The organism is Flagellimonas pelagia (assembly GCF_003584135.1).
Taxonomy (GTDB): domain Bacteria; phylum Bacteroidota; class Bacteroidia; order Flavobacteriales; family Flavobacteriaceae; genus Flagellimonas; species Flagellimonas pelagia.
In genome coordinates this window covers 59,887-84,614 of the sequence record NZ_QXFI01000011.1, presented here as the reverse complement: position 1 = coordinate 84,614, position 24,728 = coordinate 59,887, and the positions used below count along the sequence as shown (strand labels likewise).

Annotated in this window: 21 protein-coding genes; 2 read left to right on the top strand and 19 right to left on the bottom strand. The window is 44.1% G+C overall.

What is annotated here, in order from left to right; all coding sequences use genetic code 11:
• Window positions 1–49: 49 nt before the first annotated feature.
• Both D2V05_RS03600 and D2V05_RS03595 read right to left on the bottom strand, forming a co-directional pair.
• Window positions 50–1,312 (bottom strand): NAD(P)/FAD-dependent oxidoreductase, encoded by a 1,263-nt coding sequence (locus D2V05_RS03600; RefSeq protein WP_119646184.1) that lies wholly within the window; start codon window positions 1,310–1,312, stop codon window positions 50–52.
• Between the two features lie 180 nt (window positions 1,313–1,492).
• Complete coding sequence (locus tag D2V05_RS03595) at window positions 1,493–1,699, bottom strand: YgaP family membrane protein (protein ID WP_119638916.1); 207 nt, start codon at window positions 1,697–1,699, stop codon at window positions 1,493–1,495.
• 251 nt (window positions 1,700–1,950) lie between these two features.
• Between D2V05_RS03595 and D2V05_RS03590 the strand changes: the two genes are divergently transcribed.
• Entirely contained in the window at window positions 1,951–2,829 is an 879-nt protein-coding gene (locus D2V05_RS03590) for a sterol desaturase family protein (RefSeq protein ID WP_119646268.1), read from the top strand.
• A 7-nt stretch (window positions 2,830–2,836) separates the two neighbouring features.
• Here D2V05_RS03590 and D2V05_RS03585 read toward each other — a convergent pair whose 3' ends face one another.
• The 14 genes from D2V05_RS03585 to D2V05_RS03520 form a co-directional block, all read right to left on the bottom strand.
• Window positions 2,837–3,835 carry a c-type heme family protein gene (locus tag D2V05_RS03585; protein ID WP_119646183.1) on the bottom strand — a complete coding sequence of 333 codons (999 nt, stop codon included), beginning with the start codon at window positions 3,833–3,835 and terminating at the stop codon, window positions 2,837–2,839.
• A complete protein-coding gene (locus tag D2V05_RS03580) occupies window positions 3,835–4,104 on the bottom strand; it encodes a heavy-metal-associated domain-containing protein (protein ID WP_119646182.1) in 270 nt (89 codons plus the stop codon). The genes D2V05_RS03585 and D2V05_RS03580 overlap by 1 nt, the downstream gene beginning before the upstream one ends.
• Before the next feature lie 17 nt (window positions 4,105–4,121).
• A complete protein-coding gene (locus D2V05_RS03575; protein WP_119638920.1) occupies window positions 4,122–4,466 on the bottom strand; it encodes a rhodanese-like domain-containing protein in 345 nt (114 codons plus the stop codon).
• A gap of 89 nt (window positions 4,467–4,555) precedes the next feature.
• Entirely contained in the window at window positions 4,556–4,933 is a 378-nt protein-coding gene (locus D2V05_RS03570) for a rhodanese-like domain-containing protein (RefSeq protein ID WP_119646181.1), read from the bottom strand.
• An 8-nt stretch (window positions 4,934–4,941) separates the two neighbouring features.
• The gene (locus D2V05_RS03565; RefSeq protein WP_119646180.1) at window positions 4,942–6,351 is read right to left on the bottom strand and encodes an MBL fold metallo-hydrolase; all 1,410 of its coding nucleotides are present in this window, start codon (window positions 6,349–6,351) and stop codon (window positions 4,942–4,944) included.
• 57 nt (window positions 6,352–6,408) lie between these two features.
• Complete coding sequence (locus tag D2V05_RS03560; protein ID WP_119646179.1) at window positions 6,409–8,142, bottom strand: SulP family inorganic anion transporter; 1,734 nt, start codon at window positions 8,140–8,142, stop codon at window positions 6,409–6,411.
• Between the two features lie 61 nt (window positions 8,143–8,203).
• Window positions 8,204–8,836, bottom strand: coding sequence for a Crp/Fnr family transcriptional regulator (locus D2V05_RS03555; RefSeq protein ID WP_119646178.1), 633 nt, complete (start codon window positions 8,834–8,836; stop codon window positions 8,204–8,206).
• A gap of 146 nt (window positions 8,837–8,982) precedes the next feature.
• Window positions 8,983–10,056, bottom strand: coding sequence for an alkaline phosphatase family protein (locus D2V05_RS03550; protein WP_119646177.1), 1,074 nt, complete (start codon window positions 10,054–10,056; stop codon window positions 8,983–8,985).
• Between the two features lie 3 nt (window positions 10,057–10,059).
• Window positions 10,060–11,649 (bottom strand): fibronectin type III domain-containing protein, encoded by a 1,590-nt coding sequence (locus tag D2V05_RS03545; protein ID WP_119646176.1) that lies wholly within the window; start codon window positions 11,647–11,649, stop codon window positions 10,060–10,062.
• The gene (gene pbfA / locus D2V05_RS03540) at window positions 11,649–13,010 is read right to left on the bottom strand and encodes a (R)-1-hydroxy-2-aminoethylphosphonate ammonia-lyase (protein ID WP_235855377.1); all 1,362 of its coding nucleotides are present in this window, start codon (window positions 13,008–13,010) and stop codon (window positions 11,649–11,651) included. Before pbfA ends, D2V05_RS03545 begins: the two co-directional genes overlap by 1 nt.
• Window positions 12,997–14,271, bottom strand: a complete 1,275-nt coding sequence (locus D2V05_RS03535; protein WP_183114779.1) for a ComEC/Rec2 family competence protein — start codon at window positions 14,269–14,271, stop codon at window positions 12,997–12,999. The genes pbfA and D2V05_RS03535 overlap by 14 nt, the downstream gene beginning before the upstream one ends.
• Window position 14,272: 1 nt before the next feature.
• Window positions 14,273–15,910: an alkaline phosphatase family protein gene (locus D2V05_RS03530; protein WP_235855376.1), complete on the bottom strand. Its 1,638-nt coding sequence runs from the start codon at window positions 15,908–15,910 to the stop codon at window positions 14,273–14,275.
• A 42-nt stretch (window positions 15,911–15,952) separates the two neighbouring features.
• Window positions 15,953–17,407, bottom strand: coding sequence for a SusD/RagB family nutrient-binding outer membrane lipoprotein (locus D2V05_RS03525; RefSeq protein WP_119646174.1), 1,455 nt, complete (start codon window positions 17,405–17,407; stop codon window positions 15,953–15,955).
• A gap of 19 nt (window positions 17,408–17,426) precedes the next feature.
• The gene (locus D2V05_RS03520) at window positions 17,427–20,714 is read right to left on the bottom strand and encodes a SusC/RagA family TonB-linked outer membrane protein (protein WP_119646173.1); all 3,288 of its coding nucleotides are present in this window, start codon (window positions 20,712–20,714) and stop codon (window positions 17,427–17,429) included.
• Between the two features lie 281 nt (window positions 20,715–20,995).
• Here D2V05_RS03520 and D2V05_RS03515 point away from each other — a divergent pair, with 281 nt between their 5' ends.
• A complete protein-coding gene (locus tag D2V05_RS03515) occupies window positions 20,996–21,562 on the top strand; it encodes a helix-turn-helix domain-containing protein (RefSeq protein ID WP_119646172.1) in 567 nt (188 codons plus the stop codon).
• On the opposite strand, the gene D2V05_RS03510 is transcribed toward D2V05_RS03515, so the two are convergent.
• Genes D2V05_RS03510 through D2V05_RS03500 form a run of 3 tightly spaced genes read right to left on the bottom strand, consistent with a single transcriptional unit; the run spans window position 21,563 to window position 24,685 of the window.
• Window positions 21,563–22,246 carry a phosphonatase-like hydrolase gene (locus tag D2V05_RS03510; protein ID WP_119646171.1) on the bottom strand — a complete coding sequence of 228 codons (684 nt, stop codon included), beginning with the start codon at window positions 22,244–22,246 and terminating at the stop codon, window positions 21,563–21,565.
• Window positions 22,243–23,415, bottom strand: a complete 1,173-nt coding sequence (locus D2V05_RS03505; protein ID WP_119646170.1) for a TIGR03364 family FAD-dependent oxidoreductase — start codon at window positions 23,413–23,415, stop codon at window positions 22,243–22,245. Before D2V05_RS03505 ends, D2V05_RS03510 begins: the two co-directional genes overlap by 4 nt.
• Window positions 23,405–24,685 (bottom strand): DUF5690 family protein, encoded by a 1,281-nt coding sequence (locus D2V05_RS03500; protein ID WP_119646169.1) that lies wholly within the window; start codon window positions 24,683–24,685, stop codon window positions 23,405–23,407. The genes D2V05_RS03505 and D2V05_RS03500 overlap by 11 nt, the downstream gene beginning before the upstream one ends.
• Window positions 24,686–24,728 lie beyond the last annotated feature (43 nt).

Here is a 24,728-nt window from a genome sequence, read left to right as displayed (position 1 = left end):
TTTCAAAACATGATAATTCTCATGTCCCTTCAAGGCTAATCGTTTGAACCTAAACGTTTTTACCCTTCATCATTTTATTCCAATACAGATTGGGCAACCCGTATTTCTTCAACATCCAGAGTCTCCAATGTTCCTTATCGCTATTGAACACGAGTATTCGCTTCAGCTTTGGATCTGGTATAAAGTTATTGTTGTAATCGAACTCGGCCAAGGTCATTTTTCCATAACCAGTCACCAGTGGACAAGAGGAGTAACCATTGTAGGATTTGTTGTCGGCCGATTTGTGCTCCATCAATTTTAGGATGTTATCCACCACAACAGGAACCTGTTTCCTGACCGCAGCTCCTGTTTTGGCAGTTGGAAGTGCCGCCACATCCCCCAAACCGAAAATGTTGCCGAACTTGTTGTGCTGCATGGAATGATGGTCCACATCCAACCAACCAGATGCATTGGCCAAAACAGAATCCCTAACAAATTTGGGTGCAGCCTGTGGAGGGGCCAAGTGCAACATATCGAAAGGGACTTGAATGTCCACGTCACCAATCATTACTTCACCCAAATCATTGTCTTCGTTAATGATACACCGATTTTCTTCTGGGGCAGTATGGCTAAAGTGTACAATCTTGTTCTCTACATCGATTTCCTTTGGTGCATAAAACGGCTTAAAATGGATGCCGTACCGATCAATGACCTTCATTAGGGTTTCCCGGATTTCTTTTACACCAAAAATTACCGATCCCGGGGTGGCAAAAATCACGTTGGTTTTGTTCTTCAAACCGTTTTTACCGAAATAATCGGCAGCCAAATAGGCAATCTTTTGCGGTGCACCACCACATTTGATAGGGGTTGTAGGTTGGGTAAACAAAGCATTTCCTCCTTTAAAGTTTCGGATGGTTTCCCAAGTAAAATCTGGATCGATGTAATTGCTACAGGCCACCCCTTTTTCGAATGCCTCGGGAAGTCCTTTGATCATACTGGGTTCCATGACCAAGCCTGGGGCCACGACCAAAAAATCGTAGGTAATGTCGCCACTGCTTTCCGTGGATACTGTATTCTGTTCAGGTTGAAAGGCTTTCGCCTTGTCCTTTATCCAATCCGCACCACTGGGCATTACATCTGCCATGGGTTTGGCGGTCTTCTTAAAATCATAGGCGCCCGCCCCTACCAAAGTCCATGCAGGTTGGTAATAATGTGTTTCCGAAGGCTCGATGATGGCAATGTCCAACTTCCGGTTCTTCCTCAATAATTGGGCTGCCGTCATAATCCCTGCCGTACCTCCCCCAATAATCAATACTTGATAATGTGATTTCATCGTTTGCTTGTTCTGTTAATTTTTCTTGTAAAATATTGAGGAAAGTCATAAAAAAATGTAACTCAAGTTACATAATCCTCAAAAAGAGGGTTTTGTAAATTGAAATTTGTCATTTTTAGCCCATAAAAAAAGCCGTTCTTCAAAAAAGAACGGCCCTTTTTTATCAACCAACCAAAAAACCTAGTTCTTGACCTTGCACGTGTTGATCCCGAAAAGGGTGTACAAGGGACAAAAACTAACAAAACTTGTCAAGACAAAGATTGCCGCCAGTGCGAGCAATACATATGCCAATGTTCCTGTAATCACATTAAAATAATACAATGCTCCAACTACCAATGCTAGGATGATTCGGATTACGCGGTCTGCACCGCCCATGTTTTTTTTCATAATGCTTCGTTTATGATTCCTATACAAGTTACCAAAAATTGCATCACCTCACGTTCCACATTAACTTTTTTGAGTATCAGAACATTACCCCAAAAATAGACAACCAACACAATTCATATAGTAACCTTGGTTACACAGGCTGTATTATTTTTGCAGTATATTTAAGTTAGGCACTTTAAAGTGCTTTTAAGCTTAAACTTACAATAATTGGTAAGGCTCGGGTCGTGTTCCACGACATATTGATCAAGAATATGCAAGATTATATAAACGCTTTTGTAAACGGTTTGATGGGTACCTTAAATTGGACCTGGAAGTCCATTTTATTCGAGGTGCCGTGGTACACCAATTATTTTTGGGGATTGATTGCCATTTCCCTTTTGGTTTGGGGCTTGGAAATCCTGTTCCCTTGGCGTAAAGCGCAATCCATCATCCGGAAGGATTTTTGGTTGGATGGGTTCTACATGTTTTTCAACTTCTTCATTTTCGCCATCGTCATCAGTGGAGTGTACAAAATGCTGGGCGTTTTGTTCGGGGACATTGGTATCACGTCCAAGACGTTATCCATCGTCGACATTGCGCATTGGCCCCAATGGGTACAGCTTTTGGTGTTTTTTATCATTTTGGATTTCGTACAATGGTTCACCCATGTCCTTTTGCATAAATATCCTGTGCTTTGGGAATTCCATAAAGTGCACCATAGCGTAAAAGAAATGGGCTTTGCAGCACATTTGCGCTACCATTGGATGGAAAACATCCTGTACAAACCCCTAAAGACCTTGGGAGTGATGGTACTCGGTGGCTTTGAACCCGAACAGGCCTATATCGTGCATTTTGCCGCCATAGCCATAGGGCATTTCAACCATTCCAACATTAAATTGACCTACGGCCCCTTGAAGTATATTTTGAACAATCCAGTGATGCACTTGTACCACCATGCCTACACCATTCCCGAAGGTTCGTACGGTGTGAATTTCGGGATCAGTCTGAGTATTTGGGATTACATCTTCAAGACGAACTATATTCCGGAAGACAGCGGAAAAATTGAATTGGGGTTCCCTGGGGATGAAAAATTACCGAAAGGTTTCTGGGGGCAATTGGTATACGGATTCAAAAAGCCGACAAAGCCATGATCAAGGCTTAATTGGAATCCTCCGGAGCATCAAAAACAATACTCCAAATTCCCCTTACTTCGTTCACATCATAGCCAGTGGCCTTGTCATCCGGATATAATCGGGATAGATGTTGAACCACGTCGGTCTGAATGGTTTTGCCTGGGGTTCCATGGCAATTCAGACACATGCTGTTGGTGACAATAGGATAATAGAAATAAACCTTTCCATTTTCCTCCTTTAGAATGGGCTCTATGGAACCACCAGTGGCCACTTCCTTTTTAAACGTTTCAATATAAGCCAACTCTGATGTATTGGCAGCATTCTTAGGATTACGTGGCTTGTCCGACACCCGTTTGATTCGGGCATTGAAATTTATGGACATACTATCCGTCAATGGATAGGCCCTTTCGTTGCAAAAAGCAACGGCCTCATCAACACCTTTGTTCTGGATGGTCCCCATGAGGTTCTTGCCCAGTACTTTCTGTGTTTCCTGTGCAAATTTCATTCCCATTTCCTTGGGAGTTTGTTTTACCGGGGCAACTTCCAATTTTTTGCCTTTGTTGTACAGGGAGTCTCCCCTTCTATCCATCCAATGTTCCTTGAACCAATCGGGCTCCTCAATTTGATAGTCGTATAGGTACTCGGCAATCTTTCGGATTTCCTCCTCGGGGAATTGTTGGGTGGGCATCAACCCAAATCGGCGTACCGCACCTCTCATCATGGTCTTCTCTTCGGAAGGTGATTTCACAAATTCCATGATGCCCTTAACGAATGATTCTTTATCCTTATAGACATCCAGATAATGGGCCTTAACGGCTACCATGGGAGGTCCGATACGTTGGGCGTTCTCCCCTAAGGAAGGATTATGGCACAGATAGCATTTGGTTTCCATCAACTTTTTCCCCTCTTCGGAAGCAGTGGCCAATTGTGCCACGGATTGTGGATCCTCTTCAGAGGTTTTGGGTCCCTGTTTGCAGGAAAATAGCAACAATACAACCAGTAAAGAAATGGAAAAATGTTTCATCAAAGTCCTAGTTTGCCGTTGGCACAACTTACAAAAGATTTTGCTTTTAGAACCATGCCGTTCTCATCATCTATTGTGGGATAACCCATTTGTCTGAGGGCTTCTTTAACTAAGGAAGCGCCATCGGCGCCTTGATAATCAAAGCTAACCGATGAGCGTTCCTTCTCCACAATCACATCTTTAATACCTTCCATTTCCGAAAGTTTATTGGAAATGGTTCTCGCACATCCACCACATTTAAGGTTTTGTACTTGAAATGTCGTTTTCATATCTGCCTTTCAATAGATTAATAGGTCCAAATCCTGTACCCCCCACGAAGGTCATATACTTCCTGGAACCCCATATCTACCAACATTCTGGCCGCCTTTTGGCTCCTGTTCCCGGATTGGCAATAAATATATAGGGGTTTGTCCTTTTTCAGTTTTGAAAAAGCTGCCCGAAAGGCGGAACCTTGGAAAAAATCAATATTGCTTGCCCCTTTGATATGGCCGGACATAAATTCCCCTCGGGTCCTTACATCCACCAATTGCACCTTTCCTTTGGAAATGGCCATTTTATAATCCTCCCGGTCCAAAATCTGTACTTGATCGGGAAGTGCCTGCCCTTTGAACAAAAAGCTTAGTAGCGACATATTTCTTTTATTTATGGGCTAAAATACCTAGGATCAAAATGACGGTCAGTAACGATGGTTACACAAGGCGAAAATGAAGTAAAATTGGTCTAATTCTTCATCCAATCATTGTAGCCTCCCGAATAGTCATAGATTTTTGTAAATCCCTTACTCCTTAGGATTTTGGCAGCATAAGCACTTCTGGATCCAACCAAACAATAGACGTATACGGGCTGGTCCTTGTCCAAGGTTTCTACTTGTTTCATAAAGGCACTTCGGTTGCTCAAATCAAAATTGATGGCATCATCAATATGGCCGGCATTGTATTCTTCCGGGGTGCGTACATCCACAAGTTGCACATCCTTTCCAATGACCTCGGCCTTGATGGCTTCCTTATCCACCCTTGTAATGGTCGTATCTTGCGATTGACATGAAAGAATACCTACGAAGAATACCAGATACAGGCCCTTCTTAAAAATATGTTGCATGGCTGCTCCTATTTTAGGGTGGAAGGGCAAACGTAATCCGTTACAGGAATCCCTACATTCTTGATTTCGGCAAAACCACCGGAAACATCCACCAGATTATGGATTCCCCTGCTCTTCAAAATAGAGGAGGCGATCATACTTCTATATCCTCCTGCGCAATGAATGTAAAAAGTTTCTTCACTTGGGAATTCGGCCAAATGGTCATTCAAATAATCCAGTGGTGTTAAATGGGCATCCACTACGTGTTCTGCCTTATATTCTGATTCTTTTCTTACGTCAAAAACGGGAACTCCCTTATCCACCATTTCCTTGAATTCCTTGGCATTCACATTAGGCACGGTATCAAATTCCTTTCCAGAGGCTTTCCATGCTTCGATTCCACCTTTTAAGTAACCCAAAGTGTTATCGAAACCAACCCTTGAAAGACGAATAACGGTCTCTTCCTCCTTGCCTTCGGGAACCACCAGAAGAATGGGCTGTTCCACATCGGCAATCAAAGCTCCTACCCAAGGGGCAAAGCTGCCATCCAAACCAATGAATATAGATCTTGGAACATGGCCTTTGGCAAAGTCATCTTGGTGGCGTACATCCAATACCACGGCCCCTGTCTCGTTGGCGGCGACTTCAAAAGCATCAGGACTCAGGGCATGTGTTCCTCTTTTCAATACTTTGTCGATATCCTCATACCCTTCTTTGTTCATTTTCACGTTCAAAGGGAAATATTGTGGTGGAGGCAAAAGGCCTTCCGTAACCTCATCAATGAATTCATCCTTGGTCATATCGGCACGAAGCGCATAATTCATCTTCTTCTGGTTCCCCAAGGTGTCCACGGTTTCCTTCATCATGTTCTTTCCACATGCGGAACCTGCGCCATGGGCAGGATATACGATAACATCATCGGCCAAAGGCATGATCTTATTTCGAAGGCTTTCATATAGTGTGCCTGCCAATTCTTCCTGGGTCATATGCGCCGCTTTTTGGGCCAAATCAGGTCGACCTACATCGCCTAAGAACAAGGTGTCCCCACTGAATATGGCATGGTCCTTTCCATTTTCATCTATCAACAAAAAAGTGGAGCTTTCCATGGTATGTCCGGGTGTATGCAAGACCTTGATGGTCACCTTGCCCAATGTAAACTCTTGACCATCTTCAGCAGTAATAGCGTCAAAAGCAGGTTTTGCGGTTGGACCATATACGATCGATGCACCCGTTTCCTTGGCCAGGGTTACGTGCCCGCTGACAAAGTCCGCATGGAAATGCGTTTCGAAGATATACTTGATCTTTGCGCCATCTTCTTCGGCCTTTTTGATGTAGGGCTTTACCTCTCTCAAGGGATCCACTATGGCGGCTTCCCCTTCACTTTCTATGTAATAAGCCCCTTGGGCCAAGCATCCGGTGTAAATTTGTTCAATTTTCATGTGATAATGGTTTTTATCAAATATAAACTTGTGTACCGTAACGTTCTGTGACCAAAGTTACAAACTCTTGGTCTTGGATTGAAGTGATATCTTTTTTTGAATGGTACTTCTTTCGGTGTGATTGGAGCAACAATCCACGGCATCAAAGGTCTGCGCAAACAGGTTTTCCTTTCCTAGAATATCGATGATACCGCTGCTGTGCAGGATATCCCTAGTGGGGCCAATGGCACCCGCAATCATAAATTGGATCCCCTTTTCCCGAAGCTCCAAAATAGTTCGTTCCAGCATTACGGCGGCACTACTATCAATATAATTGATGGGTTCCGCATTGAGGACCACAAACTTGAGTTCGGGGCCTTTCTTCTCTATTTCCTGATATAGTTGTTTTTTAAAATAATCCTTGTTCCCAAAATACAATTGGGCATCGAACCTCAAGATCAAAATATCGTTATATACCTCCACATCTTCCGAAAATCGGTTGATGTTCTTAAAGTAATTGGTGCCCTTGATCCTTCCCAAAATGGCAATATGGGGTTTGGAGATACGATAGACCAATAATAGAAGGGACAGCAGCACACCCAAAAGAATACCTTCTATCAACCCGATAAAAAGGGTCATCAAAAAAGTGGCCACCAGCAAAATGAACTCATCCTTCCTGTTTTTCCATAGGTTGATGGGGTACTTCACATCGATCAATCCAAAAACAGAAACAATGATGATTCCGCCCAAAGCCACTGTGGGCAGATTATAGAACAATGGGGTGAGGAACAACAATATCCCCGCAATGATCAACGTACTAAAAATGAGCGACATGCTCGTTTTGGCCCCAGCCTCATCATTTACGGCACTCCTTGAGAATCCTCCAGAAACCGAAAAGGACTGAAAAAGAGAGCCCATGATATTGGACATCCCCAAAGCCCTAAGCTCCTGATTGGCATCCAACTCATACTCGGGATGCTTTTCTTCCAAGGTCTTGGCAATGGAAATGGATTCCATAAACCCAAAAAGGGCCACGGTAAGGGCAATGGGCAGAAACTGGCCTATCTTGTCCCAGTGGCCCACTGGAAGTTCAAACTTGGGCAATCCTCTTGGGATATCACCCACTATACGGATGCCCTTGGCCTCCAATCCGAACAGGACCACTCCTAAAATTCCCAACACTACGATCAGCAGGGGAATAGGTAGTTTTTTATTGATTTTTTTCAATCCGATGATCAAAAGGATTACCAAAACCCCTAAACCTAAAGTCAATGGATCAATCTGATTTAAATTTTGGAACAAACTTGCCAATAACACATGTACTTTTCCCGATTGGGGCAGGTCTATCCCCAACACGTGTTTTAATTGACCCAAGCCTATGAGTATGGCCGCAGCGGAAGTGAATCCATTGATTACGGGTTTGGATAAAAAGTTGACAAAAGATCCCATTTTCAGGAACCCAAAAAGCAATTGTACCAACCCGATAAGCAACGTCAAAAATATGACGGCCGAAATGTATGCTCCTTCTCCCGACAACTGCATGGCCCCTATACCCGCGGCCACCAACAAGGAATCCATCGCCACGGGCCCTACGGCCAATTGACGGGACGTTCCTGTTATGGCATACACGAATTGGGGCACCAATGCGGCATAAAGTCCATAAATGGGAGGCATACCCGCAATCATGGCATAGGCCATTCCCTGTGGTACGAGCATAATTCCCACGGTAATCCCCGCAATCAAATCCCCGTACAACAACGAACGGTCATAATTGCCGATCCACGATAAAAAAGGAAAAAACCTTTTGAGCATGTGATTGGTTTTGCGCAAAAATATAGTGCCTAATGGCTGCCCACAGTAACAAAGGGCACAATTACAAATCTATGATATGGATGTAGCTCCTATGCAATTTCAGCTTTTTCATTTTCTCCAGCTTTTTCAACAATCTGGAAACCACAACCCTTGAGGTGTGCAGATCATAGGCAATTTCTTGGTGGGTGCTCCTGATTTTGTTATCATTGGTCACTTCCACTTTCTTTTTAAGGTAATCCACTAGCCTTTGATCCAAATTTTTAAAGGCGATACTGTCCACGGTCTGCAGCAACTCGTTCAGGCGGTTATGGTAACTGTCGAACACATAATTACGCCAACCTTGGTATTTGCTCATCCATTCCTCCATCTTCTGAACAGGTATCATAATGATCCGGGTATCCGTTTCCGTTATGGCCCTGATCTCGCTCTTGGTATGGCCCATGCAGCAGGCCATGGTCACCGAGCACGTCTCTCCCTGTTCCAAATAATATAGAAGAAGCTCATCGCCTTCCTCATCTTCCCTCAACACTTTAATGGCCCCGGACAGCAACAAAGGGATACTACGGATGTATTGCCCAATATCCATAATGGTCTCCCCAGCTGGGACTTCCATCAATTTTCCGACCTCCAAAATCTCATCGATAAGGGGTTGCTCAAAATAGTTGCTGAATGTTCCAATAAGATCTTCTTCCATGCTGTTGGTATAGGCCCCCTAAGGTAATTATTTTAATAAAGAAATTCCCGCATCAATTTTGCCCTAATATGCAAAACCCACACTTAAAGTGTGGGTACATTGCAAATTAACGCAAACTAATTAACTGAAATTAAACCTACTTAAACTTAAATTTTTAGGGGTTGGCCCTTGATTTCCTTAGGGATGGAAGTATTCAAAATCTTTAAAATGGTCGGTGCAAACTGGTTGGAAAAGAGTTGCTCTTCCTGTTTTACCTCACCCAATGGCTGAACGCCTTTTCCAAAAGTGACCATCCAAACCTGATCAGCTCCCTTGATATCCGCTCCATGGCTTCTCCAAGTATCCAAAGGCTCGGTACCCCTGCCATGGTCTGTGGTAACGATAAAAACGGTTTGATCTTTGTAAAAATCATCCTGTTGGGTAAAGTCCCACAACTCCTTGATTAACGCGTCGGTGTTATGCGCCGATTTTAGATATGCCTGATATTCCCCGTCATGGGCAAAGTCATCCGTTTCACCATACGAGATGTACAGCAATTTGGGATGCTCCTTCTTCATATGTTCCAAAGCATAATGATGGGTGAAGGCATCCAAACGGACACTGCCCCATGGACTGGGAACCTGACCCTGAAGTTCGTTCAGGAATTTTTCCCTTTCGTTCAAATTGCCTGTAGCCGTTTCAAAACCGGCATTCACAGGAACCCCGGAACGCTTTTCGTTGATGATGAACGGGAACACATCCCAACTACCAAAGGCGGCCACTTTCCCTTTCCCTTCGGACGTTTTGTTGTACCGTTCCAAAATGGTGGTATTGGGATTTTCAATCTTATCGTTGCTACGGATATTTTTATCATCCGCGGTTCCTGTCAAGATTTCGTTATAGCCTGGGTAGGAAAACCACATGCCATTGGTAAGGTTCACTTTGCTCCCCAAATTCCTGTTCCCATGCAACTGTCCCATTTTGGAAACCTGGGTCCAGAAAAAGGGCATCAAAGCCTCCCTTCTCTCCTCCGGAGTCTCCCTCCAAAAAGCTTCCTTTAATACATCCATCTCATGAACATAATCCTTATTCCCGATCAATAAAGGGTCGGCACCTGTAAACAATTCCTGCCAACGGTACCCATCAAGTGTAATCAAAATCACTTTGGTATCGGAATCCTGTGCACTTATCTTTAGAAAAGCTACCAAGGCAGCCATCAAAAGCAAAATCTTGTTTTTCATTTTCTATTTGGTTTTAAATGATGCTGTTTCGGACCACCCGCTCCAATTCAGGTTTTGGTCTCGGTAACGGACCCTCCAATAATAGGTGGTTCCCGGTTTCAATCTTTTGGTTTTTTCGTCGGTAAGGTCGTCATCTTTTTGGCGGTCTTCCTCATAGTACCAGTTTTCGTATTGTTTCCAACTGTCCAAAGCCAATTTTTCAAAATCCTTGGTTTCTGAAACCTGCCAATGCGCGGCGGCATGGAAGGCTCCATTAATCGGACTTGAAAATTCCCCAGCTTTTAACATGGCAAAATCACCTTTAACTTCCACATTGTTTGTAGGCGAAACTGCTTTGGGGGTTTCGGGTTTCTTTTCCAATCTCCAAATGGTAATACTATCGCGAAGCTCATTGTCCCTAAACTTGGATTCATTACCACGACTGATTCGTTTAATGGTGAACTTGGGGTCGTTTCGGTTGCCGTCCACTTCCACCATCACGAAACCATATTCGTCTTGGGAAACCGTGAACTCATCGTAATCCCTGCCTTCAAATTCGCCCCAATTGTCTATGGCACCACCTGCCGAGGCCACATTGATCCACAAGTGTTTGTGATCTCTGGACTGTCCCCTGGAATAGGCATGGGTATGTCCAAAAAAGTGTATGCTGGGTTTCCCTGTTTTTGTGGAGAACGCTTCCAACATTTTAACCACTTTTCCTGTGGGTTCTTCTTCTCCCGGAATCCAAAGTTCCGATTTGTAGGGATGGTGGAGTTGGGCAAAAACAAAGTCGATATTATCATCCTTTTCCGTTTCTGCCAATACCTTTTCCAACCATTCATATTGCTCTCTCAAATCCCGATAGCCGTCATTGGAATTCAACCCGATCACACGGGTGTTGCCATAGTCCTTATACCACCAATGCTCTGCGTAGGCAGGAGTTCCGTTCTCGGGAAGACTGAAATATTTGAAATAAAAAATGGAGTTGCGTTCATGGTTGCCCAAAACAGGGTACACAGGCACTTCTGCAAATAATTTTTGGGCGGGATCGAAAAAATGGTCTTTCCATTGATAGTATTGGCTACCGCTCTGCACTAAATCGCCCGGAATCATGATCATGGCCAGATTATCAGGTAATTTACCCTCGTATTCTTTTTTCAAATATTGAATGATGCCCTCGTTCACCACTTCGGAAAACTTGTTCGGATTTTGGCTATCGTATTGCATATCGCTCATGGCAACAATGTTGAACGATTCCTCATCACTGGCAAACGGCGGCGTTTTAAATTGATAGATGTCCGATTTGGCCTTTCCTGTCTTTACCCGATAAAAGTATTCGGTAAAGCGTTCCAAACCTGTCAATTTAACGGCATGTACCCTAGAATCCGAAAAATTGATGTCTTCGGCCTTGCCTGTGGCCTTTTTGCCCAATTTTGGAGTGGTTCCATATTCCACAACACTCTCCTCTCCATTGGTGGTCTCCCACATAATGGTGATGGAATTGGGTTCGGCGTTCTGCAGATAGGGTTGTACCAAAATCTGTGGCTCGGATTGAGCCATGATTTGGGCAATGCCCACAAATAAGAAGATCAGTAGTTGGTTGATTTTTTTCATTAGGCTATAGCGTTGGTTTTTAGGAAGGCCTCGTTCAATATTTCCAAGGCTTTTTCCAGTTCTTCCCTTGAAATGGTCAAAGGCGGGGAGAGTTGTAGTACATTTCCTTTGGAAACTTTGAAACTCAGTCCATTTTTTAGGCATTCGTACATGATTTCCTCGGCTTCGGCGGTTGCTTTTTCCTTGGTAGTCCGGTTGGTGACCAATTCTATCCCCCATAAAAGACCGACCCCACGTACATCGCCGATCAAGGAATATTTTCGATGCATTTTGTACAGGGCTTTCTTCATAAATTCCTCATCTGCCTTCACCTTTTGCAATAGGTTTTCTTCTTCAATGATTTCCAAAAGGGTCAATCCTGCCACCGAGCCCAACGGGCTTTTTTCGTGGGTATAATGCCCCAAGGAGATGTGCCCGAAACGGTTGTATTCCTCTCGGGTCACAATGGCCGCTTGGGGAACAATGCCTCCACCCAAGCCTTTCCCCAAACAAAGGATATCGGGTTCAATACCGAACAGTTCGTAGGCGAACATTTTTCCGGTGCGTCCGAAGGCAATCGGAATTTCATCCAAAATCAACAACACCCCATACTTATCACATAGTTCACGGGCGCCTTGCCAATATTTGGCGGATGGAATCTGCACATCGGTGTTGCGGATGGTTTCGGCCAAAAAAGCACCGATCTCATCGTCTTTGGACAACACATGCTCCAAATACTCCAGGGCTTTTTCTTCATTCCCTTCAAAAATACCGCGATAGGTGATAGGTGGTGGAATACGTTCCACACCGGGCATCAATGGCCCCATATGTTCCTGAAAAATGGATTCGCCCCCTACGCTGATGGCATCCAAATTGGCCCCGTGGAACGAGTCCCAAAAAGAAACCACCTTGTGTTTTCCCGTCACCGCACGTGCCAGTTTCAAGGCGATACTAATAGATGAGCTCCCGTTCGGGGTCAATAAAATACGGTTCAGTCCTTTTGGAGTATATGATGTTAATTTCTCCGCAAATTGGATGGCTTTTTCATTGGTATATCTTCGGGTTGAAAACGTGAGTTCCTGAAGTTGCCCCATGAGCGCACTCACCATTTTGGGATGGGAAAACCCTACTTGGTGCACATTGTTGCCATGAAAATCCAGATAGCGTTTCCCTGAAATATTCTCCAAATAGGAGCCTTCGCAATTTTTTAATACGTCCAAACACGGGGTGGACATGGATTGGTGCAAAAAGTATTTGGCATCCTTTTCCAACAGTTCTTTGGTCTGGTCGTTCACTTCTTCCTTTAACCATTCGCCCCTTGCAGAGGTGAGGTTGATGTCGCCTTCCACAACAGATTCCGCGTTGTGCCTATCGTGCTTCATATGGTCCATATTTCGCTAGTATTTCCCTTTCTTCCGATGAATCGTTCAACACATAAATATCGTACGAATTCCCGTGATTGTATACCCGTATCACAATGTGTCCCTTTTTGCTTTTGTATTGGTCCAACCTGCCCCCGATCACATCCTTGGTGCCTTGGAGCATAATGGTTGAAAAAATATCCCGTTCGCCAGGGTACAATTGTGTTGATGTTATTCTTCTTAAAACTTCCTCCCCCGGATGGTCGGCGGTCCAATTCTGTTGAATCCAGACCCTTGGACGGATGGTTCGCACATAGTACGGATTTTGGGAATCCCGGTTACCGTGATGGTTGAGGGTAGCTACATCCACCGGGCCGATTACTGGGGCCACGTGGGATTCCAAGGCATCCAAATCCGTCTGACCCATGCCGTCTATGCCGGAAATATCACCGCCCGTGTAATAGTTGAACTTGCCGAAATCGATTCGGATACCATTGCTCAACGGATTCTCCCCAGGATATTCCCCCTGTTTAAACAAAGGGTAAAAGGAATCATCATAACCCGTCCAAATGCTTCCGTTGGAGGCAATGTTCTGTATCGAGAATTCCGGATAATCCTTTGGATTATTTTTTAAAACGATTTGGTCCGAACGACCCACTTTCAAGGCCTCATTGATTAATCCAACTTTTTTAGCTTGATAATCGATAAACTTCCAGTATTCTTTTAAGGTCGGTATCATGCCATAGGCATCGCTTGAGAAACGTTTCTCAGCCTGTACTTTGGCATCTTTCAGGTTGAGGGGGAATTCAAACCCAAGGTCGATTAATTTTTTGATGGGGATAAGAGTTCCCACTTCCATAATCCCGGTCAATTGATACCCCCCTGGAGCTATTTTTCGTAAGGAATCGATTTCCCCAAAATGATCATCGTGGTAATGGGTGATCAGGGCATAATCCAATTTTCGCTCATGCCTTTTGGGTAGAAACTGGTCGATATAATCCACAATCCATTGGGGTGCCGTTTTGGACCTGTTCGGAACCAATTCGGCATTTCTACTCGATGTAGTCCTTGGATGGGTCTCGGACATATCCCCGGCATCCACCAACATTGTGGTACCATCAGGAAAAACCATAAAAGCGGCATCACCCCTACCAGTATTGATGTGGTGGATGTCCAAAAAACCAGGTTGCCAAGCAGGTAATTGCTGCTTTTGGCCCAGTACCATTACAGCCGAAAAGAATAGAACGGCAAAAAAACCTGATTTTTTGAAGTTGATGTGCATGTTATTTTTCTCTGTATAAATGATTGGCGGGAATAATCTGTTTCGGAATGTTGGCTCCTTGGTATTTTACATCCAAGTGGTAGCCTCCCCCACCGTTAAAAAATTCTACCCTGATCAAATGTTTGCCTTTGGTCAGTTCAATAGCTTCGCCACGTTCCATGACCCCATGGTCCCCATCGTTGTCCACCAACAATTTTCCATCCACGTAGAGTTTACTTCCGTCATCACTATTGGTAAAAAAGCCATATTTCCCATCTTCAGGAATATCCAAATAGCTTTCCAACACCAAGGCCACCTGTTCTTGTTGCACATCTTCAGTCAGTGCTTGCTTATGGGAAAATTCGGCAACAAAACCTTCTTTAACAGGCTTTAAGGTAGCGAAATTGGGTAATTTGTCCATCCTCTCCCCGTAATAAATGGCATAGGCAACAGGGTCTTCTTTCGTTTCTGGAACCAGCCTGAAATTGGCCTCTGCAATCGTACTCACCAATTGATCCTCTTGAAAGACACCAGCCTTTACAATCTCGGTCTGCTTCAGGTAAAAAGTATCTTGATAGACCTTGCTGTTTTCCATGGTCGGAACAGCATTTCCAATGGTATACCTGATTTCACCCACATTGTTGGGGTTCTGCATTATCACGGCAACGGAGTCCGCCTTAAAAACTCCTCCTGCAGGCTCAAAATAGCCTGCATCCGGAAGAATCTTTGGTTGGGTTATCTGCTCTTTTCGCTTATAGGTCAAGTTGGGTTTTTCATTACCGATAAAAGCTCCTTTAACGGGCCTCCCGATCCATGACTGGGGAGTTTGCAATCCCATGGCATAGGCCACCGTGGCTGCATTGTCGTATTGGTATACGGTCTCTTCAATCTGATATCCTTTTTTGATTCCTACGCCATAAAGAATGAAGGGTATCTCCATTTCGGCCAGACTTTCACCCCCGTGCCCAAAACCGATTCCACCGTGATCGGCAGAAACAATGAACAGGGTCTTTTCAAAGATGCCCGCTTCTTTGGTCGCATTGACAATCTCTGTGATCAAAGAATCGGCCTTTTCCACGGATTTGTAATATTCCGGGCTTCCATGGCCCAAGGCATGGCCTGCATGATCTACATGATCCAAATGCACAAAGGTGAATTTTGGAGTATGCTCCTTAATATAGTTTACCGCTTCTTCTGTGGTATTGTCCTCGTGGTCCCCGTCAATATCAAAATCAACATCCTCCTTTTCGAACAAACGACCAAAGCCATCCCAATCGTAAATAGCACCTACATGGGCATCGGGCTGTTGGTCATGGAATAAGGTGAAAATGGTAGGAAAGGTTCCGTTTTTGGTCGCTACTACGGGTGGCAATTGATGGTCAAACTTTTCCCATCCGTTGGAGGTGACCCCATGTTGTTCGGTATCGGCCCCCATGATCATACTGGCCCAATTGGGACTGGAACTTGATGGCAATACGGAACGGGCATGCATGGTGGCCGCTCCATTCTGAATCATGGAATCCATCATAGGCGTATGGGCCTTCTGGATCCCATTGGGACTCATACCGTCCACACCAATGATTACAATGTGCTCTATACCCTTGGGGGTATCATCCTTCTTGGAAGAACAAGACCACAGGAACAAAATTCCTGTGGTCATGATCATACCTTTTTTTATATTCAGATAAAACATGGGCATCTTTTAATTTTCCCACCAAACCTTGGTCGTAATCTTGTCACTTCCCATTCTGTTGACCGCTTCGGTATAGTTGGCATTGTTCAAAGATTCTTCTTCACTGGGATACTCAAACCTGCTTGGGTACACATCATAGAAAGCATCGGGTCCAGGTTCAATAGTTGCTGGGAAACCAGTTCTCTTGTATTCAATGAATCCTTGGTAATCGGTGTAGAACAAATTGATATACTTTTGGGTCATGATGGTTTCCAAAGTATTGTCAAAAGCTACCCCAGCACTGGTCAAATAATCAGCTGGCATGGCCACACCCCAATAGGCGAAGTTGGCCGTGATTCCTTCTTCATACAACGCTTGGGCATCTGCAGTGATCCATCCTCTTTGGGCCGCTTCTGCCAAAATGAACTGGACTTCGGAATACAACATCAATCTTGCCTGGTTGGCATTTGGTTGAAAATAGAAGTAATCAATATTGAATTTTGACAAGAAAGCATCCCCACCTTGATAGGTATAGGCAGGACCGTCCACTACTCCGTTCAACATACCCACAATTTCTGGGGTACCCAAAGTAACCGAATTGGCGGTTGGGTCAGCGAAAAATTCCAATCGGGGATCGTTCAATCCTTGCAACATGGTCACAAAATGCTCAGAAATCCTGTACTCGTTATAGGAACCTACACGATATACCGACTCTTCGGTAACAGGGTGTGCATCTGGGTTGGCAGCAAGAAACGTTTGAACAGCATTGTCATCATTGGATGACATTATCGGGTTTTGGGCCGCGTTGTTGTAGATTTCCGAAATCACACTGGAAGAAGTAGAAGGAGAAACCTCGCTCAAGCGAAGGGCCAAACGCAACCTCAAAGAGTTGGCAAACTTTCTCCACATGGCAAGATCACCATCGAACAACAAATCTCCCTTGATTGCATTTAGGTCAGAACCAGCCAAAATGGTATTGGCAGATGCCAATTCTTCCAACATGGAGTTATAAATGTCCTGCTGCGTATCATAAACAGGGGCATAATTGGCCTCACTTGCCTGGTTTACTTCAGAAAAGGGAACGTCTCCCCACATGTCGGTCAAAATGCTGAAGGCCCAAACCTGCATGATCCTAGATACGGCAACATAACTGTCCAATTCGTTCTCATTGGCCAATTTTTCCAATTCCTTGGCATCACGAATAGCATTGTAATAACTGTTCCATGCCCCACCTTGATCTCCCCAGTCAAAAAGATCGAAAGAGGTAAACACGATTCGTGCACCATATTGTCCCATAAGGTTTCCTTCGCTCCACGATCCACCTACAGCTTCCCTGATAGCAGTTCTCTGAAGGTTGGTCAAAAGCAGTTCCGGGTTTTGGTTGATGTTCAACGCTACATCCGGATTATCGTTGCTCACGTCAAACTTGTCGCAAGACCAAAGGGTCATCGCAAGTACGAGCGCTATAAAGAATATCTTTTTCATTTGTTGATTATTTGCCTGATTAAAATTCTACGTTGATTGAAAATCCTACGCTACGCGTTGTAGGTACTGTGGCATTTTCTACCCCAGGGACGAAATTTCCACCTCCAAACGACAATAATTCCGGGTCGCCATGGTTGAAATCCTTGGCCCATAACCAAAGGTTGGTGCCGATCAAGGAGAAACTCAAACTCTTGATATCATCTGTTTTCAAGAAACCTTTTGGGAAATCATAGGTTAATCGTGCTTCCCTCAATTTGATGAAAGTGGCATCATAAATACCTTCCGTATCATTGTCCCTTCTATAACGGTTGTTGTGGTAGGCATTGGCAGCTACTATTACATTATTGGGCACATATTCTCCACCTTGCAACATCACACCATCGCCTATGATACCATCGTTCCAAGTTGTTCCGTTGGTATCCGTATAGGTAAGACCAGAATCGGCGATACCTGGGTGGGGGCCACCATACTCTGGGGAACGGCCCCAAAGGGTTTCCACTACGTTACCGGAAGTAGCGGCAATCAAACGGGTTCTGGAGAGCAATTCTCCACCTTGTCTCCAATCCAAAAGGAAGTTGAGCGAAATGTTCTTGTACTTGATGGTGTTGTTCCAGCCCAAGGTAAAATCAGGATTGAAGTTCCCTACCTTTCTCAAGGTGTTGTCCTGTTGCACCAAACCGTTGTTGAAGATTACTTCACCATAATAAGGACTGTCCTTATCTTCTACCTTTACCAATCCGGTTCCCCACATGTCACCAAGCGAACCTCCTTTTTCTGCAACCAAGGTAATCCCGTTTCCTCCGTAAGAATATCTATCCACACCATCGGCCAATTCCAAAATCTTGTTTCGGTTCAAGCCAAAGTTGAAAGAAGAGTTCCAAGAAAAGTTCTTGTTTTCGAAAGGGGTAACACCCAACATGATCTCCACCCCTTGGTTTCTAATCTTACCGGCGTTGATTGTCCTTGCAGATTTTCCCGAAGTTACAGGTAGATCGATGTCCAAAATCTGGTTTTTGGAAACCGTGTTGTAATAGGTAGCATCCAAAGTCAATTTGTTGTTGAACATCCTAAGGTCCGTACCAAATTCGTAAGATGTTTGGATCTCAGGTTTCAAATCGAAGTTGGGCAACGTACTGGATGGACTTGCTGTTGGATTGTCCCCAACTGGTGTTCCTAAAGCATAATATTCGGAAAGTCGATACGCATCGGTGTCGCTACCTACCTGTGCCCAACCACCACGTAGTTTGGCAAAGTTGAGAACATCGTTGCTGTTGATGTCAAACAAATCGGTCAACACCACACTCAAAGATGCGGATGGATAGAAATAGGAATTGTTCTGCTCTGGAAGTGTGGAAGACCAGTCGTTACGAGCGGTCAAATCCAAATACACACTATTATCCCATCCCAATTGGGCAAAAGCATACAAGGAGTTGATCTGTTTTTCGGGACGGCTGGTACGTTGCACCAAGCTACCATCCACGTTGGAGAACGAGTAAATTCCAGGTATCAACAGTTTGTTGGCCATCAAGGAATTGAAATGGTTTTTCTGCACCATTCGGTTCCCCCCAAAGTTGGCATTCACATGGAATTTGTCGTTGATGTTCTTATCATAGGTCAACAGGAAATCCAAGTTGGTCTCCTGAAAGTTGATCTTATCCTCCCTATACTGCCCATTTGGGAACCTTTGTGTGGAATAGGCCCTTTTGATGAACCGATATTCAGAGAAGAAATCACGACCACCCCTAACCATAAATTTAAAGTCATCACTGATTTTGTATGTCGCAGAAAGGTTTCCTATAATCCTGTCCTTGGCAAGACCATTGGTATTCTCATACATGGTAAAGTAAGGATTATCATGATAGTTGTAGTTGTAGTTGAACTGTTGAAAGCCTTCCAGGCCATCCTGCCAATAATCCCTTAAACCATGCACATTGATCTGTTGTCCCCACCAAATGAAAAGGTACATTACGGATTCCGTACCATATCCATTTACGTGACGGTTATCCGAATCCGATCTAATGTAGTTGATCTTGGACGACACGCTCAACCTATCGGAAATTTGGTAATCTCCGGAAAGGGAAATGGTATTTCTTCTTAAATCGGTATTGGGCACAATGCCTTTGTTGTCCAAATTGGTATAGCTAACGCGATAGTTTCCATTCTCGTTGGAGCCATACAAGGAAACGGTATTGATCAAGGTCCTACCGGTTTCCATGAATTCCTTGGCAGGGTTTCCTCCATATACAAAGGGTGTGGCAATAATGTCTCCTCTTCTCTGAAGGTCAACCCCAGAGGAACCCAAAACATAGTCCAGCCCATGAACATCACCTCCACGAAGTCCGTTTGTTGTAGGAGAATCATGCTGCGGTCTCAAGGTACCGTCCAAAAGTGGACCCCATGATTCATCCACACCATCATACGTTCCGTTTCCGTAACCATCCACAAAGGCAAAATCAAAGTTTTTACCTTGACCATAAACACCTTGGTATTCAGGAGCTTTCAATACGCTTTCAAAGGTGGTCTTGGAACTGAAGCTGATACCACTTTTTTTGCCTTTACCCGATTTGGTAGTAATAATCACTGCACCGTTGGCAGCCCTTGAGCCATAAAGTGCCGTAGCGTTGGCACCTTTCAATACAGAAATAGACGCCACATCATCTGGGTTGATCTCCGCAGCACCGTTACCATAATCCAGATTCATGTTGGAAGCACCCCCCAAGGTATTCGTCCTGGTATCCGTAGTGTTGTTGATCGGAATACCGTCCACTATAAAAAGGGGCTGGTTGTCGCCCTGCATGGAGGAATACCCCCTAATCACCACGGAAGAAGATTGTCCAGGTCCCGTACCGTTGGTCACTACCTGAACCCCTGCAGTTCTACCCGCTAAAGTGCTCACGGTATTGGTGCTCGTGGACTGGGAAACCTCATCGCCCCCAACCTTTTGTACGGCATACCCCAAGGATTTTTCGTCCCTGGTAATGTTCAAGGCCGTAACCACCACTTCATCCAACTGTTGGGAATCGGGTTGCAACACAATGGTTGCCGAAGTCTGTCCGGAAGTGGCAAATTCCTTGGCCACATATCCTATATAGGATACCAGTAAAATTTCATTGGCACTGGGTAACTGAATTTCAAAGTTCCCATCAAAGTCTGTAGCCACACCTGTGGTGCTACCCTTCACAACAACCGAAGCCCCGGGCAAGGGTACGTTGTTCTCGTCTACTACCTTTCCAGAAAAAGTACTCTGGGAATAGCCGATCATACTTACGACAAAGGCAAGTAAAAACGTTAGGATTGATTTTTTCATTTGTTGAGTATTTGTAAAATTTGGTTAATTATTTATCAACAAATATCCAACACAAGAGTTAAGGCATACCCTTAAACAGATTAAAAAAATGATACGGAAAGGTTAAAAGAAACCCTTCAATGTTAGGTAAACATTATTTACAAATATGCACTTTTAAAAGTACCCTATATTTTATGGAACTTTGAAAACAATTCATTTTTATAAGGGATTGAAGCGTTTTTTTAGTAATTATGAAAACTGGCAGAATGTTATAAATATTAAAATAGCAAGCATACCCCAACATGGAAGATTATTTAATAGGGATCGGTAAACGAATCAAAGAAATACGGAAGAACAATAAAAAAACCATAAGTGATGTTGCGATTAATGCCGGGGTCACCGCAGGGTTAATTTCTAGGATAGAAAATGGAAGGACCATACCTTCCTTACCTGTCTTCTTAAAAATCGTTGGGGCTTTGGATACCGAACTCACGGATTTTTTTGATGGCATGCCCAAAGTGAACGGCCAGAATTTTTTGGTCTCTCGAAAAGATGACCAGACCATCATCGAAAAGGAAGATGAGGCCATTGGTTTTACCTACAACTATATCTTCAGTAAACATTTGAACTCGGTAGGGTTTGAAAGTGTACTCTTGGAAGTGCAACCGAATTCAGAACGTGAAAAAGTGGTCACTGATGCTTTTGAGTTTAAATACATTCTTACCGGGGAGTGCTATTATGTCATCGGCGATCAAGAGGTATTGTTAAAAGAAGGGGACTCCATTTTCTTTGACGGCAGAATCCCCCATGTTCCGATCAATAGGGGCAAAGTGCCCTCCAAAATGTTGGTGGTCTATTTCTTTATCTGATCACGGATACAGAACCCCTGTCAAGGCGTCCAAAGAAGTGAGGATGTATGTTGGTTCAGCTGTTTCCAGTTGTTCGCGGGTCTGTGCCCCTGACAAAACTGCCACGGTAATGCCGCAGTTGGCATTTTTGCCTTCCTCTATATCGATTATGGAATCGCCTGCCTTCAAAACTACCTCGGAATCGGTAATCCCAAACATCTCCATGGCCTTCTCTATCATTTCGGATGATGGCCTTCCATTTACCACATCATCCGCAGTGATCAATGCATCGATCTGTTTGCCTGGTACCCATCCCAGTTTGTCCAAAAGGGATTGCGCCGTTTTTCTATCATAACCTGTGTTCAGTACCACTTTTACCCCATGGGATCTCAAGGTCTCAAAAAGTTCTTCCACACCTTCATATGGGGTCACCTCCAAATTGGCATAGGCTTCTTTCAACATTCCTTTAAAATCTTCATGCACTGCTTTGGCATCTACTTCTTCTTCCCGGCCATTTTTGGTCGCTTCCAAAACATCCACAATAGCCTTGTACTTTTCCTTTCCGGCACCATATTCAAGGACCGTTTCCAAGGAAACATCAACACCCCGTTTGGCCAAAGCCTGCCTAACCGTTTTGTATACTACATTATCTTCGTTCACCGTGGTGCCCGCCATGTCAAAAACCGCTAGTTTAATGTCTTTCATAAATTAATTTTCTGCGTATTAAAAATTGTTGCCATGTTCTTTTTGCTGAATCCGGCACTCCCTGTCATGCCCTTGCCTCCTATTCCAGTGACGATATGAATGTGCTCATCAATGATCTGTTGGAAGATATCGCTTGTCTTACATTGGGAATACATGCCATACCATCTTCTTTGGATTTCATAGGTAGGCAAATCGATAATCTTCTTGGCTTCCTCCACCATAAAATGGTCTATGTCCATATCCAAGTCGTACCCTAGGTCTTCTATTGAATTGGCATCCGCATATTGATGGGAATCTCCCAAAATTACGGAACCATCCGTTGCCTGTTTAAATAAAATATGAACGCCCCACTGTTTTTGAAGGCTATCCTCTGGTTCATTCTGCTTGATTCCAGCGAATGATGGACATTCATAAAAAGCCTCATATCTCCTGATGGACCATCCTGTTAAAATGGAGCCCTTTAACTCGTAATTGCCCTGGGATTTGGTCTGCATCATCTGCAATTTGGAAACTTCAAGGTCGCTGTTGGCAAATACTTCAGGATACAGGTTCTTAAAATCACTACCATTACAAATAACCACTTTTTTGGCCCAAAGCTTTTCACCTGCCGAGCTTTCCACTTTTACCCAATCCCCGTTTCGTTCGCAATGGATCACAGGGAAACCCATTTTGATCTCCATTCCCTTGTGGGTGCCCAAAAATTCCTGTAACCTGTGGATCATGATCCTGGGTTCCACGGTTACCTCTTTGGGAAAAAAGAGCCCTGCCTTAACATAATCCTTCCTCAACCCTGGGTAATGGTCCAAACATTCGCTTCTGGTAAGCATTTTTGAAGCATACTCGTTGCTGTTGTTGATGGCCCTGAGTTCCACCAACAGTTGTTCTTCTTCTTCATTGGAAGCCAAATATACCGTACCGTTCTGACGGATGCTTATATCGAACTGCGATTGGATCTCTTTGTAAATACGAAGGCTTTCCCTTCCATATTTCTGCCATTTGGAGTTCATCCCCGAAGGAACCACTTGGCCAAAATTTTGGGTGGTCGCTCCTTTGGGATAGGCATCTTTTTCCACCAAACAGACTTTTAGTCCCATTTCCATGGCATGATAGGCATGAAAAGTCCCCAAAATGCCACCACCTACAATGACGGCATCATATTTATTGTCCATAATCCAATCGCTCTTTTATATTTTCAGATTTGTGTCGTGCCCCGAAATGGAGAAACAACATTACGGTAATCACTATTCCGATAACGGCCACGGCATAGGTACCATACACAAAGAAGTTAAGCCAGGAAAGCTTGGCTTGTCCAAAATTTTTGTACAGCAACACCAATACACTGCCCGCATACCCAAAGGCATCTGCGATATAAATGAGAAAACCGGAATTGCCCCTTACTTTGAAGGCTGCAATGAATCGATCAAAAAACAGGCAGTTGAAGGGTACATAGCAAATATAAAGCCCAAAACCGGTTGAAACCATCCATACAAAAGGATCTAACACACCCGTTTGAAACAGAATGGTTGACAAAGCCAACACCACAGTACCCAACAACAAAAGACCGTGATAGGTGAGCAAGGCCTTAAAATTATCCTTGATATAAAAAATGGTCCCAATGATCAATAGCACCACAATGGCAATAATGATTTCGGAAGTCGAAAACACGGAGATGTCGCCTTGATAGCCGATACTGTCCCACAATTCGCGGGCAAAATTGTCCCTAAAATCCCTAAAAGCGGTCAGAAAGGTGTAAAAGATGACCACCAACAGTAGTGGAAAAAAGAACTGTTTCACCAAACTGTTGCGGTCTTCTTTGGTCATGGGAATCCGTTCGGTCCTGTTTTCAATATCTTCAGGGGTTGGTGGCGGCACCTTTTGCAACATGTAGGAACAAAGGAGTAACGGTATAAAAAACAACGCCCCAGTTACCACTGGCATCCAAAATTCAGTTATACCCCAATTGTTCATCACATAAAGCCCCACTGATTTGACCACGCCACTCGATACAATAAAACTGGCCGAGAGTACCACCCCAAGAATGTCCGTGAACCTTCTCCCTTCAATATACGAGAACACAATGCCCCATATCATGCCTAAGGGCAAGCCGTTCAAAAACATAAAAGCAATATTGTAAGGGGCCGGTACCCAAGCGAACAGCAACAAGGAAAGCTCCGCCATCGCAATCAGGGAAATCAGGTACATCAACCTTCGGTTGGGTTTTAATTCTGAAATCACCTTGATCCCCACAAATTTGGAAAGTGCATACCCTACCACCTGTGCAATGACCAAAAGTATTTTGTAGTTTATCCCGAAATAGGACAGCCCTTCAAAAGTGGCCACTGAAAACGGCTTTCTAAAGGCATACATGCAAAAGTAGGTGCCAAAAGCAGCCAGCGATGCATGCAAAACAAAAATCAAACTCGACCGCTTCTTGCCCATACCTTTATATAATTATGTTTACAAATACTAAAATTATGTTTCA

Excerpts from the sequence above, each read along its gene's own strand:
- D2V05_RS03530 (WP_235855376.1), bottom strand. The coding sequence starts at position 15,910 with ATGACCACAGGAATTTTGTTCCTGTGGTCTTGTTCTTCCAAGAAGGAT.
- D2V05_RS03595 (WP_119638916.1), bottom strand. The coding sequence starts at position 1,699 with ATGAAAAAAAACATGGGCGGTGCAGACCGCGTAATCCGAATCATCCTA.
- pbfA (WP_235855377.1), bottom strand. The coding sequence starts at position 13,010 with ATGAAGCACGATAGGCACAACGCGGAATCTGTTGTGGAAGGCGACATC.
- D2V05_RS03600 (WP_119646184.1), bottom strand. The coding sequence starts at position 1,312 with ATGAAATCACATTATCAAGTATTGATTATTGGGGGAGGTACGGCAGGG.
- D2V05_RS03505 (WP_119646170.1), bottom strand. The coding sequence starts at position 23,415 with ATGGACAATAAATATGATGCCGTCATTGTAGGTGGTGGCATTTTGGGG.
- D2V05_RS03565 (WP_119646180.1), bottom strand. The coding sequence starts at position 6,351 with ATGAAAATTGAACAAATTTACACCGGATGCTTGGCCCAAGGGGCTTAT.
- D2V05_RS03515 (WP_119646172.1), top strand. The coding sequence starts at position 20,996 with ATGGAAGATTATTTAATAGGGATCGGTAAACGAATCAAAGAAATACGG.
- D2V05_RS03545 (WP_119646176.1), bottom strand. The coding sequence starts at position 11,649 with ATGAAAAAAATCAACCAACTACTGATCTTCTTATTTGTGGGCATTGCC.
- D2V05_RS03575 (WP_119638920.1), bottom strand. The coding sequence starts at position 4,466 with ATGTCGCTACTAAGCTTTTTGTTCAAAGGGCAGGCACTTCCCGATCAA.
- D2V05_RS03580 (WP_119646182.1), bottom strand. The coding sequence starts at position 4,104 with ATGAAAACGACATTTCAAGTACAAAACCTTAAATGTGGTGGATGTGCG.
- D2V05_RS03535 (WP_183114779.1), bottom strand. The coding sequence starts at position 14,271 with ATGCACATCAACTTCAAAAAATCAGGTTTTTTTGCCGTTCTATTCTTT.
- D2V05_RS03555 (WP_119646178.1), bottom strand. The coding sequence starts at position 8,836 with ATGGAAGAAGATCTTATTGGAACATTCAGCAACTATTTTGAGCAACCC.
- D2V05_RS03590 (WP_119646268.1), top strand. The coding sequence starts at position 1,951 with ATGCAAGATTATATAAACGCTTTTGTAAACGGTTTGATGGGTACCTTA.
- D2V05_RS03585 (WP_119646183.1), bottom strand. The coding sequence starts at position 3,835 with ATGAAACATTTTTCCATTTCTTTACTGGTTGTATTGTTGCTATTTTCC.
- D2V05_RS03520 (WP_119646173.1), bottom strand. The coding sequence starts at position 20,714 with ATGAAAAAATCAATCCTAACGTTTTTACTTGCCTTTGTCGTAAGTATG.
- D2V05_RS03570 (WP_119646181.1), bottom strand. The coding sequence starts at position 4,933 with ATGCAACATATTTTTAAGAAGGGCCTGTATCTGGTATTCTTCGTAGGT.
- D2V05_RS03550 (WP_119646177.1), bottom strand. The coding sequence starts at position 10,056 with ATGAAAAACAAGATTTTGCTTTTGATGGCTGCCTTGGTAGCTTTTCTA.
- D2V05_RS03525 (WP_119646174.1), bottom strand. The coding sequence starts at position 17,407 with ATGAAAAAGATATTCTTTATAGCGCTCGTACTTGCGATGACCCTTTGG.
- D2V05_RS03500 (WP_119646169.1), bottom strand. The coding sequence starts at position 24,685 with ATGGGCAAGAAGCGGTCGAGTTTGATTTTTGTTTTGCATGCATCGCTG.
- D2V05_RS03560 (WP_119646179.1), bottom strand. The coding sequence starts at position 8,142 with ATGCTCAAAAGGTTTTTTCCTTTTTTATCGTGGATCGGCAATTATGAC.
- D2V05_RS03510 (WP_119646171.1), bottom strand. The coding sequence starts at position 22,246 with ATGAAAGACATTAAACTAGCGGTTTTTGACATGGCGGGCACCACGGTG.